A 13,555-nucleotide genomic window follows, 5' to 3' on the forward strand; every position below is an offset into this window, starting at 1 on the left:
CAGTGTAAGTGGAATAAAAAACACCCTTTCTTGATATAGAAAGGGTGTGAGAAAACAAGCATCGTCTTTGACGCGCTGTACTACACCCTTGGAAACCTCTCTGGATTTCTTTTAAAAGGCGTTTATGAAATTTTTTGATTTTCTTGTACTTCTTCTACTTCTGAAGTCACAGCTTCCGGCTCTTTCGATTTTGGTAGTACAAGGTTTAAGATGATTCCTACAATAGTTGCAAGTGCCATTCCATCGATCTGTACTTGTTCAGAAAGCTCCAGGTGTGCTCCTCCAACTCCCAATACGAGAATGATGGATGCGATGACTAAGTTGCGTTTATCTCCAAGGTCAACCTGTCCGTCAACCATCATGCGCAGTCCTGATGCGGCAATAATTCCAAACAAGAGGATTGATACACCGCCCATGACTGGTGAAGGTACGCTCGAAATCAGCGCTGTCACTTTTCCACTAAATCCAAACAAGATGGCGATGACCGCTGCTCCTCCTAGCACAAAAACGCTAAACACTCTTGTAATTGCAAGTACGCCGATGTTTTCACCGTATGTTGTATTCGGAGGACCTCCCATTAAACCTGCAAGCATCGTTGCAACTCCATCACCTAACACCGTACGATGCAAACCTGGCTTTTCGATGTAGTTACGATCGACAATCTTATTTAACACAAGCAGATGTCCAATGTGTTCTGAAAGCGTCACTACCGCTACAGGAACCATTACTAGAATGATGCCTAGCGAAATCGATGGCGTGTAGGACACGAATGGGATATAAAAATCTGGGACTGCAATGAATGGTGCTTCTTTTACTTCTTTTAAGCTTACTAAGCCTTGTGTATAGGCAAACAGATAGCCACCAACAATTCCAATGAAGATTGGAATCAAGCTAATTATGTTTTTAAAGTATACTGAGCAAATAACCGTAATAGCGAGCGTAACAAGCGCGACAAGCAGGTACTGACTGCTATAATTCCCATCAGCATCATTCATCGCCATGCTTACAGCCTTGTTAGCTAAGCCCAAGCCAATCACAATAATAACGGGCCCTACTACAATCGGTGGCAATAGCTTCATAACCCAGTTAATTCCTGTTCCTTTAATAACAAGGGCTACAATTCCGTATACTAGCCCTGCTAGGAAACAACCGACCATGGCCTGTTCAGGTCCAAGCGTTGCTTTCGCTGAAATAATTGGTGCGATAAACGCGAAGGATGACCCAAGGTAAGCGGGTACTTGCCCTCTTGTAATCAGTAGAAATGCCAGTGTCCCCACTCCACTTGATACAAGTGCTACTGCCGGGCTTAATCCTACTAAAAACGGAACTAAAATCGTCGCTCCAAACATCGCGAACAGGTGCTGAATACTAAGGGCTAACCATTTTACCGGACTTGGTCGATCGTGTATATCAAGTACAATCTGTTGTTTCATTCTTCTCTTCTCCTTTTACGCCCATAAAAAAACCTCTTTACACAAGTGCGCAAAGAGGTTTCCACAGCATGAAGCAACATGACGAATCATTCGCTTCACGCAGTGTTTCCCCCTTTTGCAGCCTCACGGGACTACCGTTTAAAAGGGCGTGTATATTATTTTTCGTAAATAGCTACTTGGTCCAGTTCATCAACTTCTGCTAACTGAACGGCAATTTTTTCTGACTTCGCTGTTGGTACGTTTTTCCCCACGTAGTCTGCACGAATTGGAAGCTCTCTATGGCCTCGATCCACAAGCACAGCCAGCTGAATCAGCTCAGGTCTGCCGATATCAATAAGCGCATCCAGCGCTGCACGAACCGTACGACCCGTGTACAATACGTCATCAACCAGTATGACGTTCTTGCTTGTAATATCCGTCGGGATATCCGACCCCTTTACAAGCGGCTCATCGTTATTCGTTACTTTTGATAAATCATCTCGATAAAGCGTAATATCTAGCTCTCCAACCGGTAGCGTTTTTCCTTCAATTTGTTCGATACGCTCAGCTAGACGCTTTGCTATATAAATTCCGCGTGTCTTAATTCCAACAAGCACGCAGTTATCAATGCCTTTATTCTTTTCAATAATTTCATGCGCGATTCTTGTTAATGCGCGACGAATTGCTTGGTCATCTAGTACAGTTGCTTTTACATTCATCTGTTCTTCACCCCAATTATGACATAAAAAAATCCTCTACCGCTAAGGTGAGAGGATTAAAACGCCTACGTTTATCTGTAGAAAAGGGTAGAAAAAACCCACGTTTTGTACGTTTCCTTCTCAGCCTCACGGGACTGTCTTTAAAGGTTCTCATTAAGTTACCTACAGTATGACAGTTTCATTACTTCTTGTCAACTTCTTTTTTTAAGTAGCTCCAGCATTTCTTCAAATACTTTTGGTACAGGTGCTTCAAACTCAATATATTCGTTTGTACGAGGGTGAACAAAACCTAACACGCCAGCATGAAGTGCTTGTCCTTCAATAGGAAGCGTCTTTTTTGGCCCATACTTTGGGTCTCCTGCAAGAGGAAAACCAATGTACTTCATGTGAACGCGAATTTGGTGCGTTCTTCCCGTTTCAAGCTTACACTCCACTAATGAAAAATCTTTAAAGCGTTCCAATACTGTAAAATGCGTTACGGCATCGCGAGATCTATCATCCGTAACAGTCATACTTTGACGCTCTTGCTTATCGCGGCCAATTGGTGCATCAATTGTACCATGATCATGTTGAATAACGCCGTGTACAATCGCTTTGTAACGTCGCGTTACTGTTTTAGCAACGAGCTGATTTACAAGTGATTCATGAGCCATATCATTTTTTGCCACCATTAGCAGTCCAGACGTATCTTTATCAATACGGTGTACAATCCCTGGTCTCATTACTCCGTTAATGCCAGATAAATCTTTGCAGTGAGCCATTAAGCCGTTTACAAGGGTCCCAGTATAATGACCTGGAGCTGGATGAACAACCATACCTCTAGGCTTGTTTACGACTAGCACGTCTTCATCTTCATAATAAATATCTAGGTCCATTTCTTCGGCAACAATGTCCGGTTCTTTTAAATCAGGCACTTCTAATGTAACAACGTCCCCAACTTTACATTTATAGTTTCCTTTTACCGTATCGCCGTTTACTTTTGCAAACTCATCTTTAATCCACTGCTGAACCTGTGAACGTGACCATTCTGTATTAGCAGTTGCTAATACCTTATCGATACGTTCACTTTTTTGTCCTTCTTCAATAACAATTTCAACTACGCTCATTCTTTCGTGCTCTCCTTCTTTTGCTTTCCTTCAAATAACGTGAGGATAAACATAATACCAACACCAACTACCAATGCTGAATCCGCAACGTTAAAGATTGGAAAATCGTATGTGAAAATGTATGTATTAACGAAATCCACCACTTCTTGGCGAAAAACACGGTCAATAAAGTTCCCTATTGCTCCACCTAACATCAGCCCAAGCGCTACTCCAAGCCACTTATCCGCTTTATTTATCTTCCGAATATACACGATAAGCCCTATGACAACAATAATGGTGATAACATAAAAAAACCACATTTGTCCTTGTAAAATGCCCCAAGCTGCTCCTCTATTTCGATGTGAAGTAATATACAAAAAGTTGTCAATAACCGGAATACTTTCACCAAGTTCCATTTCTTTAACTACAATCCACTTTGTTAACTGGTCAAAAATAATAATAGCCAAAGCAATCATATAATAAAACAAAGCCGTTTCCTCCTGCCGTAAAGTCAAACGAATCCATACTACAGCATTTTAGCATATATTTTATATTTTTTCTCGCTTCTTACCATAAAACAAATAAATCTTGTTCCGTTCTGGCGGTTGGGATGACTTTTAATTTGTGAATACACATTTGTTCCCCCGTATTTTCATCGATTCCAAACGCTCCGACATCAAGCTTTGCTAAAGCTCGCTCTACATCTTTTAAATCTGCTTTAATCATATCAATAACGTATCGTTCTTTATAGGGTTCATATTTCATCTCATTCGTATTACCATCATATTGAATTAGGCGTTCTTGTAGTTCTTCCTTTATAACTGATAGTTCTTGTCCAATTGAAAGGTACTGCTCGTACATTAAACCGCCTCCTTATCGATGAAATCAATCTTATTGATTTTATCGTTACCGATATTGAGACGATTGCAACACGACAAGTTTTTCCTTCCTTCAAAAACCTCATAACAATACGTGTTGGGAATTTCGTACAGTCTTTTTTCCAAAAAAAGAGTTTGGGACATAACAAAATGATTGCTTCTAAAAGACGAACACTAGCTGTTCCCATCTCTTTAGTTTGTCTCAACTCGTTCGTTCCATTGCGCTACGGCCACTCGCTTTCCGCGGGGAGGAACCTGAGCTTCCTCGCTGCGCTGCGGGATTTCCGTTTTCCCTCTCTTTCCCGCAGGAGTCGAGTGTCCTACGGTCCATTCCACCCTGTTTCCAACATTGTTTTCACAATCAACAAAAAACCTGAACGATTAAAAGTGAGAAACTCTCAATCGTTCAGGTTTATCATTGGCTGAATTACTTATGTCCCAGCCTCTTTTTCCGCTTTACTGCTGAACGTAGTTCGTTTTCACCACATCTGCACATCTTGCACATAATGTTGGGTGAGCTGAGTCTGAACCAACTGTTGTTGTAACTGTCCAACAACGTTCACATTTTTCTCCTTCAGCAGGTGTCACAACGATTGCTGCGTGCTCAAAGCGCTGTGCAGTTTCCGGCGCATCTGCTACGTCACCAGCAACCTCTAAGCCTGAAACGATAAACAATTGACCTACGTTTTCTGAGATAGACGCTAACAATTGCTTCGTCTCAGCGTTTGGATATAGAGTCAACTTAGCTTCAAGAGATTTTCCGATTACCTTTTCATTACGAGCCTGTTCAAGTGCTTTTAACACTTCGTCACGGAGTTCCATAAACGCATCCCATTTTTTCTCGAGCTCATCTGCACCAGCAATTTCTTTCACTTCTGGCATATCAACTAGCTGGACGCTTTCTTCTTCTACGTTTGGAATATGAACCCATACCTCATCAGCTGTATGAGAAAGGATTGGAGATACTAACTTTGTTAGAGATAGTAGCGTTTCGTAAAGAACGGTTTGAATGCTACGACGCTCTACGTTGTTTGCACCTTCGATATATAATACGTCTTTTGCAAAATCTAAATAGAACGAACTCATATCAATCGTACAGAAATTATGAACTGCATGATAAATACTTGAGAACTCATATGCATCGTATGATTTCTTCACTTTATCCACTAATTTATTGAGCTTAACTAGCATGTAACGATCTACTTCACGAAGCTGATCTACTGGAATCGCATCCGTTTGTGGATTGAAATCTGCTAGGTTTCCTAATAAGAAGCGGAACGTATTACGAATTTTACGATATACTTCAGCTACTTGTTTCAAGATGTTATCAGATACGCGTACATCTGCCTGGTAGTCAACAGACGCTACCCATAAGCGTAGAATATCTGCACCTAACTGTTTCATAACCTTAGCTGGAATAACCGTGTTACCAAGTGATTTACTCATTTTACGACCTTCACCATCTAAAGCAAAACCATGACTTAAAACGGCTTTATAAGGTGCTTCACCCGTTACAGCAACGCTTGTAGATAAGCTTGAGTTAAACCAACCGCGATATTGGTCAGACCCTTCTAGATAAAGGTCAGCCGGACGCTGTAACCCTTCACGCTCTTCAAGTACAGCTTGGTGAGAAGATCCAGAATCAAACCATACGTCCATAATATCCGTTTCTTTTGTGAAATGACCGTTTGGACTACCAGGATGAGTAAAGCCTTCCGGTAATAAATCTTTTGCTTCACGCTCAAACCATACGTTTGAACCATGCTGACGGAACAGCTCTGATACATGCTCAATTGTCTCATCCGTAATAATCGGCTCATCATTTTCAGCATAAAACACAGGAATTGGTACGCCCCATGCGCGTTGACGAGAAATACACCAGTCTCCACGATCACGAACCATGTTGTAAAGACGAGTTTCGCCCCAAGCAGGAACCCACTGTGTTTTTTCTACTGCCTCTAATAGCTCTTTACGGAAGTCTTTAATTGATGCAAACCATTGCGCTGTTGCACGGAAAATTGTCGGCTTTTTCGTACGCCAGTCATGTGGATATGAATGCGTGATGAATGATAGCTTTAACAGGGCGCCTTCTTCTTGAAGCTTTTCAGTAATGGCCTTGTTCGCATTATCATAGAATAAGCCTTCAAATCCAGGCGCTTCCTCTGTCATATGACCTTTGCTGTCAACTGGACAAAGTACACCTAAACCGTATTTTTGACCCACAATAAAGTCATCTTCCCCGTGTCCTGGAGCCGTATGAACACACCCAGTACCCGCATCAGTTGTAACATGGTCACCTAAAACGAGTAGAGAATCACGCTTGTAAATTGGATGTTCTGCTACTACGTGCTCAAGTTCAGCACCTTTCATAGTACGCACTACTTCATATTCAACCCATTCAATCTCTTTTGCAACGGTCTCAACAAGTTCTGATGCCACGATGTATTTAGCACCATCTACGGCCACTACGCTATATTGAAGCTCTGGGTTTACAGCAATAGCTAAGTTTGCCGGCATTGTCCATGGCGTTGTTGTCCAGATGATAAATTTCTCATCACTTTCCACTACGCCTTTACCATCCTTTACATTAAACGCCACGTAAATAGACGCAGAGCGCTTATCATAATATTCAATTTCAGCTTCTGCTAACGCTGATTCACTAGATGGAGACCAATAAACTGGTTTTAGTCCTTTGTAGATATAGCCTTTTTTCGCCATATCTCCAAATACTTTAATTTGCTGAGCTTCGTATTCAGGCTGAAGCGTCACATAAGGGTTATCCCAATCAGCACGCACACCTAAACGTTTGAACTGTTCACGTTGACCTTCCACTTGCTCCCATGCATACTGTTCGCAAAGCTTACGGAACTCAGCAACGCTCATTTCTTTACGGTTGACTTTTTTATTCTTTGTTAAAGCTGTTTCAATCGGTAAACCGTGCGTATCCCAACCAGGTACATAAGGGGCACAAAAACCTGACATGGATTTATAGCGAACGATAAAGTCCTTTAAGATTTTATTCAGTGCATGCCCCATATGAATATCACCATTTGCATAAGGAGGGCCATCATGTAACACGAATAATGGACGACCTTCTGTACGCTTTTGAACTTTTGCATAAATGTCCATTCCCGCCCACTTTTCTTGCATTTGTGGCTCACGATTTGGTAAATTTCCACGCATCGGAAATTCTGTTTTCGGCATTAATAACGTATCTTTATATTCCAAAGTTCTAACCTCCATAAAATCGTAAATTTCATTCCGTATATAGCTACAACAAAAAGAGACCTTCTCATCCCAAAAAGGGACGAGAAGGTCTCCCGCGGTACCACCCTTGTAGACAAACAGCACTTCCGTTTGTCCTCTCAGCATTCGTAACGTGAATAACACGTCGCTGCTTACTTCGTTTCAGCAGCAATACTCCAGGGTGATATTCGTTTCTTAGATTAGACCGAGCTCTCACCTTCCTCGGTTCGCTAAACGTAATCATGTAAGAAACTACTGTCCCTATCTCCGTACTATACGTATGAAATTTCATCTGTTACCAAATTATATGACAACAAAACGAAAGAAGTCAAGGTTCTGTCTTGACTAGTCAATTTTTTCTTCTAACGCAGGCATTTCATAGTCCATTAATTGATCCCAATCATCACTGTTTAACATTTCTAACTGGGCTTCAATTAACATTTTAAAACGCGTACGGAATACTTTTGACTGCTTTTTCGTCTCTTCAATATCCATCGCAATTTTACGAGACTTTGATAAAGCTTCATTGATAATGCGGTCAGCATTCTTTTCCGCTTCTTTTACAATTAGCTTCGCTTCTTTCTCTGCGTTTCGCTTTACGTCTTCTGCTGCTTCTTGAGCAATTAAAATTGATTTATTCAGCGTTTCTTCAATGTTAGTAAAATGCCCTACCTTTTCAGTAAGCTCAGTTACTCGCACTTCTAATTCTTTTTTCTCACGAATAATTAATTCGTAATCCTTAATTACTTGGTCAAGAAATTCATTGACCTGGTCTTCATCATATCCACGAAACCCACGATTAAATTCTTTGTTATGAATATCTAAAGGGGTTAAAGGCATGTAGGCCACCTCCACGTTGTCTCATTACATTGTTTGTAATGGAATATTCGACATATTTTTTTTGTTTCCTGCTTACAATTTTTGTTATTGTTGTTTCCCTACAATTACTCGCCACTTATCTTTTTTTGTTTTCCCCTCAACTGATATAACTTTACTTCGACCAAAACCTCTTAGTGAAAGTATATCATCTGCTTTGCACTCAAAAGAAGGCTGTTCAACCGTTTTAAAATTTACTTTTACCGCTCCACTTCCAATAAACGGCTGCACCTTTTGACGAGATAAATTGTAAATGGTAGATAGTAAAACGTCTAACCGCATGGATGATACAGTATACGTTTTTTCCTGAAATTCACTTTGAACTTGAAGTAACTCTGTGCGGTCTTTTTTTACAAGAGATATTTTGGCTTTACCCACTGACGTGAAGTTTGCTTCCACGTAAGAAGATATTTCATCGGCAATAACCAGCTGTATGCGCTCATCTTGTACCAAAACATCACCAAACTTTGACCGTTTTAACCCAAGCGACATTAATGCTCCTAACACTTGAGAGTGCTCAACCGTAACAAATTTACTAGGATAGTGCAGCTCGTAGTAGCTCAGTTGAAAATCTTCATTTCCCACCTCATAATAATCAGGATATAAAAGCGCTCGCTTTCGTTCTCCTTGTTCACTTCCACCGTCAAACGAAACAAGCACTTCTCCTTCTGTTCCAATGATAGCTGAAACAATTTGCTGCTCGCGTGGGTCTAAAAAGTCCGTCAGCTTTGGACTATATTGATTAAGAACATCTTCTTTCCACTCTAATACGAGGTCAATAAATGCTCGTTCTTCTTCTCGAAAATGTTGATAAATAGACATGTCTACTCTCCTTGCTCGTATGTAAAAAAGGAATCAAATGATTCCTTTTTATATGAACCCTAACATTCTAAATAGCGATACGAGTCCACCACTTGCAAAGCGTAACACAAGAATAGCTACCAGTGGTGAGAGATCAATCATTCCAAGCGGAGGAATGATTCGTCGAAACGGCTCAAGGTAAGGTTCACAAATGCTTCCCAGCATTTGTCCAAATCGAGATGCGCGAATGTCGGGAACCCATGACATAAAAATGTAAATAATGAGCGCCCATGAATAAATCTCGATTAACTGAAGCAAAATCCTAAGTACGATTTCCATATACGGTTACCACCTCTTTACGTTGCTTGTTTCATGTTCAGTGAGCATATCTGAAATGCTACCACTAACATCGACATTGTCTGGCGTACATAAAAAAATATCGGTTCCGATTTTTTGAATGTCACCACCTAAAGCATAAACCGTTCCGCTTAAAAAGTCGACTATTCTTACTGCTTGATCACGCTGAATTCGCTGTAAATTGACAACAACGACTTTGCGGTTCTTTAAATGATCGGTAATATCTTGGGCTTCGGCATAAACGCGTGGTTCAGATAAGACCATCTTCGATGACTTTTGTACGCTTTGCAAACTTATAACATTTTGCTGCTGACTGCTAACTTGCTTTTGCGTCTTAGAAGGTTGAACAGCAGCAGGTTCATTGTCATATTCTTTTTGTTCATATCGTTCTTCTACGTACTCTTCTGTCTCATCATCCATGGCAAAAAAATTTTTAAAACGATTCTTCATACTCATCGCCTGACACCTCCTTAACGTTCTTAACCAACCAGTGTGGTTCCTAATCGAATAAATGTTGCTCCTTCTTCAATAGCAATTTGGTAATCATTTGACATTCCCATTGAAAGCTCTTGGCAAGGAGCATAGCGTAAATTAAGAGTTTGAATTTCTTGCTGTAGCTTTTTTAAATCTTTAAAACAATTTCTTAATACCTTCTCATCGTCCGTATGAGGAGCCATTGTCATTAACCCAACAACTTGAACATTTGGGTATTCCTCTAATGCTTGAATAAATGGAACAACCTCATCTGCTGATAGCCCATGCTTAGATTCTTCTTCCGCAACGTTTACCTGTACAAAGCATTTTACTGGCTTACTCGCTCGCTTATTAATCTCTTTTGCTAGCGATAAACGATCTAACGAATGAATATACGATGCTTGATTGATAATATTTTTCACTTTACGCGTTTGGAGCGTTCCAATAAAGTGCCATGTGGCCTTGTCACCAATTTCCTCATACTTCTCCGTCATGCCCTCATCACGATTTTCTCCTAGATGTATAAGGCCTGCTTCTACGGCCTCTTGTGCGCGCTCAGTAGAAACGTATTTTGTTACGGCTACAACCCTTACTTCTTCTGGGTGACGCCCTACCTTCTCACAGGCTAGGTTAATTTGTTCTTTTACTTGTTCTAAATTGCTTGCTACGCTTGCTGTCACTATGTAGTCAATCCTCCTTAAAACCTATAAAGCTAAACATACGACCGGTTTTACCTTGATCGCGACGATGCGAAAAGAATAGATCATCTTCACAGCTTGTACAATGGGATGAAACGATAATATTTGCTTCATTAACACCAGCTTTTTTCATCAAATAAACATTTAGTTTTTTCAAATCTAGTCGATATTGATTCGGAGAAATTTGCACATATACGTCCGCTGACGCCGCTACTTCATTCACTGCTGAAATGACGCGGTCATCGACAATATAGCAGCATGATTCAATCGCTGGCCCTACAGCAGCATAAATATCTTCAACGGGTATTTGCTCTTCCTGTACCCATTTTCGAATCATCTCACCCGCAATATCTTTAACTGTTCCTTGCCATCCAGCATGAGCTAGCCCTACCATATGATGATTTGGAGCATAAAAATATAGAGGTACACAGTCTGCATAGCATAGTGCTAACAAGACGTTTGATTCATTTGTATAAATTCCATCTGTTTGTGCAATTCCATCTTCATAAGCATGCATTCCCTTTCCTGATTGCTTACGCGTTACTTTTTGTACAACCGAATTATGTACTTGTTCAGCGCAAACCCAATTCGATAAGGGCATATTTAGATGGTTAGCTAATAGTTCTCTATTTAAAATAACGTGTTCTTTGTTGTCATGTACGTGCAGTCCAAGGTTGAATGAAGTAAACGGAGGCTCACTTATTCCACCGTTTTTAGTCGTAAAGCCACTTAACAGCTGACTATTTTCATCCATCCACGGACGAAGCCACATAAACGATTCATGATGGCTTTTTGTAAAAGCAGCTTTATTCATGTATGTGACACACCCTTTATCTATTGTTCTCAAATATTGTACCACAGATTGAGAATAGCTGTTTATAAAAATACATTAATTCTCTTCAAGTTCGTAGCTGTCTTTATAGCGTACTAAAATAACGTCAGAACCAATCTTTACGATATTTCGCCACGGAATGACAATTTCCTCTTCTTTCCCAAAAAAACCAAGCATTCTTGAGTTCCCAATGACAATCGCTTGAATTTTACCAGTGGCTAAATCAATATCAATATCTCCTACATGTCCAAGGCGCTTGCCGTCTGCTACGTTAACCACATCTTTAATTTGAAATTCAGAAATCTTTAACATCCCTATTCCCCCTATTCTCTTAGCCAACACGTTATTTTAAAAAACGTAGAAATCTCTTTGTATATGTATATTTAAACTTGAGTGATTTCATGAAAGAAACGGTAATTTTACGCGCTTTTTCTTCTATCAAACAAACCGCCGCACAGACTGATCCATGCGGCGGTTTATCATACGTATGAAGCCAAAAATATTAGCTTTGAATGTTCTTATTCATCTGTTTAATGGCTGCTTTTTCTAAACGAGATACCTGTGCTTGTGAAATCCCAATTTCATCAGCCACTTCCATTTGAGTCTTTCCTTGAAAGAAGCGTTTTCGTAAAATTAGTTTTTCTCTCTCATTTAGTCGACGCATCCCTTCCTGTAAGGCTATTTCTTCAATCCAAGTAGAATCGCGATTTCGCTCGTCACTAAGCTGATCCATCACATAAATAGGATCTCCTCCATCATTGTAGATAGGTTCAAATAATGATACTGGGTCTTGAATAGCGTCTAACGCAAATACAATATCTTCATGTGGAACTTCTAATACTTTGGCTATTTCTTCTGCAGTTGGCTCTTTTGATGTTTCACTCATTAATCTTTCTCGAACTTGGAGTGCCTTATATGCAATGTCTCTTAATGATCTTGATACCCGAATTGGGTTATTGTCTCGCAAGTAGCGGCGAATTTCTCCAATAATCATCGGAACAGCATATGTAGAAAATTTTACGTTTTGTCCTAAATCAAAGTTGTCAATAGATTTCATGAGGCCAATACAACCCACTTGAAATAAATCATCAACGAATTCTCCGCGATTATTAAAACGCTGAATTACACTTAGAACAAGACGTAGGTTACCACTCACTAACTTCTCACGAGCGGTTTCATCACCAGCTTGCAGCTCCTTAAATAAAAGGCGCATCTCATCATTATTCAATACAGGAAGCTTTGAAGTATCTACTCCACAAATTTCTACTTTATTTCTTGTCAATTCTTTCCCTCCTCACAGGAGATGATGTTCTGAGTTCAGTATCTCCTTGAAAGGAAAAAATATGCACATTCAAAATTCTTACATTTTATTCCTGAAACAAAATGCGGTAACAGCAGAGTCAGAACGCCTACTTGTTACCGCATTTTGTTACACCATTTTATTAAATTCTTTTCGGAGCCTTTTAATAATTCGCTTTTCTAATCGTGAAATATACGATTGAGAAATACCAAGCATATCCGCTACATCCTTTTGCGTTTTCTCTTCCCCACCTGCTAATCCAAATCTTAACTCCATAATTTGCTTTTCACGATCATTAAGTTGATGTAAAGCTTTTAATAACAGCTTCCTATCTACATTCGCTTCTAAGTCTTTTGTAATGATATCTTCTTCCGTTCCCATTACATCCGAAAGTAAAAGCTCATTCCCATCCCAATCAATGTTTAACGGCTCATCAAACGAAACTTCTGAACGAATCTTGTTATTTCGTCTTAAATACATGAGAATTTCATTTTCAATACATCTCGATGCGTACGTAGCTAGTTTGATTTTCTTTTCTGGATTAAATGTATTTACTGCTTTTATTAATCCTATTGTCCCAATGCTAATTAAGTCCTCAATATTAATCCCCGTATTTTCAAATTTACGTGCAATATAGACAACTAGGCGTAAGTTTCGCTCAATTAGTAAAGACCTTGCCGCTTCATCACCAGAAGGAAGTTTTTTCAGTAACACTTCTTCTTCATCTTTTGTTAGAGGTGGCGGTAATGCTTCGCTCCCACCAATATAATATACTTCATCTGTTTTAATTTTTAATTTAATTAATAACTTGTACCACCATAACTGTAGCCGAATACGATATGTAGACATTCAATTTCCCCCTTTATTTTTGTTCAAA

At 39.8% G+C, this 13,555-nt stretch carries 16 protein-coding genes and 1 other annotated feature; all 16 genes read right to left on the bottom strand.

From position 1 onward, the window contains the following. Positions 1–122 precede the first annotated feature (122 nt). On the bottom strand, positions 123–1,433 hold the full coding sequence (locus tag AS180_RS01120; RefSeq protein ID WP_062686229.1) for a uracil-xanthine permease family protein: 1,311 nt from the start codon (positions 1,431–1,433) through the stop codon (positions 123–125). Between the two features lie 155 nt (positions 1,434–1,588). Then, positions 1,589–2,131, bottom strand: a complete 543-nt coding sequence (pyrR, locus tag AS180_RS01125) for a bifunctional pyr operon transcriptional regulator/uracil phosphoribosyltransferase PyrR (RefSeq protein ID WP_025909056.1) — start codon at positions 2,129–2,131, stop codon at positions 1,589–1,591. Positions 2,132–2,322: 191 nt separating this feature from the next. After that, positions 2,323–3,237: an RluA family pseudouridine synthase gene (locus AS180_RS01130; protein WP_025909057.1), complete on the bottom strand. Its 915-nt coding sequence runs from the start codon at positions 3,235–3,237 to the stop codon at positions 2,323–2,325. Further along, positions 3,234–3,704, bottom strand: coding sequence for a signal peptidase II (gene lspA, locus AS180_RS01135; protein ID WP_025909058.1), 471 nt, complete (start codon positions 3,702–3,704; stop codon positions 3,234–3,236). The genes AS180_RS01130 and lspA overlap by 4 nt, the downstream gene beginning before the upstream one ends. A 79-nt stretch (positions 3,705–3,783) precedes the next feature. Further along, positions 3,784–4,077, bottom strand: a complete 294-nt coding sequence (locus AS180_RS01140; RefSeq protein WP_025909059.1) for a conjugal transfer protein TraR — start codon at positions 4,075–4,077, stop codon at positions 3,784–3,786. A 209-nt stretch (positions 4,078–4,286) separates the two neighbouring features. Beyond that, complete coding sequence (locus tag AS180_RS22045) at positions 4,287–4,430, bottom strand: hypothetical protein (RefSeq protein ID WP_156413417.1); 144 nt, start codon at positions 4,428–4,430, stop codon at positions 4,287–4,289. 120 nt (positions 4,431–4,550) lie between these two features. Beyond that, positions 4,551–7,322 carry an isoleucine--tRNA ligase gene (gene ileS, locus AS180_RS01145; protein ID WP_062686231.1) on the bottom strand — a complete coding sequence of 924 codons (2,772 nt, stop codon included), beginning with the start codon at positions 7,320–7,322 and terminating at the stop codon, positions 4,551–4,553. Between the two features lie 72 nt (positions 7,323–7,394). Further along, positions 7,395–7,617, bottom strand: a binding site (T-box leader). 68 nt (positions 7,618–7,685) lie between these two features. Further along, positions 7,686–8,180 carry a DivIVA domain-containing protein gene (locus tag AS180_RS01150; RefSeq protein ID WP_025908853.1) on the bottom strand — a complete coding sequence of 165 codons (495 nt, stop codon included), beginning with the start codon at positions 8,178–8,180 and terminating at the stop codon, positions 7,686–7,688. A gap of 84 nt (positions 8,181–8,264) precedes the next feature. Then, entirely contained in the window at positions 8,265–9,038 is a 774-nt protein-coding gene (locus AS180_RS01155) for a YlmH family RNA-binding protein (RefSeq protein WP_025908852.1), read from the bottom strand. 48 nt (positions 9,039–9,086) lie between these two features. After that, positions 9,087–9,356, bottom strand: a complete 270-nt coding sequence (locus AS180_RS01160; RefSeq protein WP_025908851.1) for a YggT family protein — start codon at positions 9,354–9,356, stop codon at positions 9,087–9,089. Between the two features lie 6 nt (positions 9,357–9,362). Continuing rightward, positions 9,363–9,830 carry a cell division protein SepF gene (locus tag AS180_RS01165; RefSeq protein WP_025908850.1) on the bottom strand — a complete coding sequence of 156 codons (468 nt, stop codon included), beginning with the start codon at positions 9,828–9,830 and terminating at the stop codon, positions 9,363–9,365. Positions 9,831–9,853: 23 nt separating this feature from the next. Continuing rightward, positions 9,854–10,528, bottom strand: coding sequence for a YggS family pyridoxal phosphate-dependent enzyme (locus AS180_RS01170; protein ID WP_035320310.1), 675 nt, complete (start codon positions 10,526–10,528; stop codon positions 9,854–9,856). 7 nt (positions 10,529–10,535) lie between these two features. Further along, positions 10,536–11,360, bottom strand: a complete 825-nt coding sequence (gene pgeF / locus AS180_RS01175) for a peptidoglycan editing factor PgeF (RefSeq protein ID WP_062686233.1) — start codon at positions 11,358–11,360, stop codon at positions 10,536–10,538. Between the two features lie 75 nt (positions 11,361–11,435). Then, positions 11,436–11,690: a YlmC/YmxH family sporulation protein gene (locus AS180_RS01180; RefSeq protein ID WP_025908848.1), complete on the bottom strand. Its 255-nt coding sequence runs from the start codon at positions 11,688–11,690 to the stop codon at positions 11,436–11,438. Positions 11,691–11,880: 190 nt separating this feature from the next. Next, on the bottom strand, positions 11,881–12,660 hold the full coding sequence (gene sigG / locus AS180_RS01185; protein WP_062686235.1) for an RNA polymerase sporulation sigma factor SigG: 780 nt from the start codon (positions 12,658–12,660) through the stop codon (positions 11,881–11,883). A 147-nt stretch (positions 12,661–12,807) separates the two neighbouring features. Further along, positions 12,808–13,527, bottom strand: coding sequence for an RNA polymerase sporulation sigma factor SigE (gene sigE, locus AS180_RS01190; RefSeq protein WP_025908846.1), 720 nt, complete (start codon positions 13,525–13,527; stop codon positions 12,808–12,810). Positions 13,528–13,555 lie beyond the last annotated feature (28 nt).

Source organism: Priestia veravalensis (assembly GCF_001457055.1).
GTDB classification, from domain to species: domain Bacteria; phylum Bacillota; class Bacilli; order Bacillales; family Bacillaceae_H; genus Priestia; species Priestia flexa.

Excerpts from the sequence above, each read along its gene's own strand:
- AS180_RS01120 (WP_062686229.1), bottom strand. The coding sequence starts at position 1,433 with ATGAAACAACAGATTGTACTTGATATACACGATCGACCAAGTCCGGTA.
- pyrR (WP_025909056.1), bottom strand. The coding sequence starts at position 2,131 with ATGAATGTAAAAGCAACTGTACTAGATGACCAAGCAATTCGTCGCGCA.
- AS180_RS01130 (WP_025909057.1), bottom strand. The coding sequence starts at position 3,237 with ATGAGCGTAGTTGAAATTGTTATTGAAGAAGGACAAAAAAGTGAACGT.
- AS180_RS01140 (WP_025909059.1), bottom strand. The coding sequence starts at position 4,077 with ATGTACGAGCAGTACCTTTCAATTGGACAAGAACTATCAGTTATAAAG.
- AS180_RS01150 (WP_025908853.1), bottom strand. The coding sequence starts at position 8,180 with ATGCCTTTAACCCCTTTAGATATTCATAACAAAGAATTTAATCGTGGG.
- AS180_RS01155 (WP_025908852.1), bottom strand. The coding sequence starts at position 9,038 with ATGTCTATTTATCAACATTTTCGAGAAGAAGAACGAGCATTTATTGAC.
- AS180_RS01160 (WP_025908851.1), bottom strand. The coding sequence starts at position 9,356 with ATGGAAATCGTACTTAGGATTTTGCTTCAGTTAATCGAGATTTATTCA.
- AS180_RS01165 (WP_025908850.1), bottom strand. The coding sequence starts at position 9,830 with ATGAGTATGAAGAATCGTTTTAAAAATTTTTTTGCCATGGATGATGAG.
- pgeF (WP_062686233.1), bottom strand. The coding sequence starts at position 11,360 with ATGAATAAAGCTGCTTTTACAAAAAGCCATCATGAATCGTTTATGTGG.
- AS180_RS01180 (WP_025908848.1), bottom strand. The coding sequence starts at position 11,690 with ATGTTAAAGATTTCTGAATTTCAAATTAAAGATGTGGTTAACGTAGCA.
- sigE (WP_025908846.1), bottom strand. The coding sequence starts at position 13,527 with ATGTCTACATATCGTATTCGGCTACAGTTATGGTGGTACAAGTTATTA.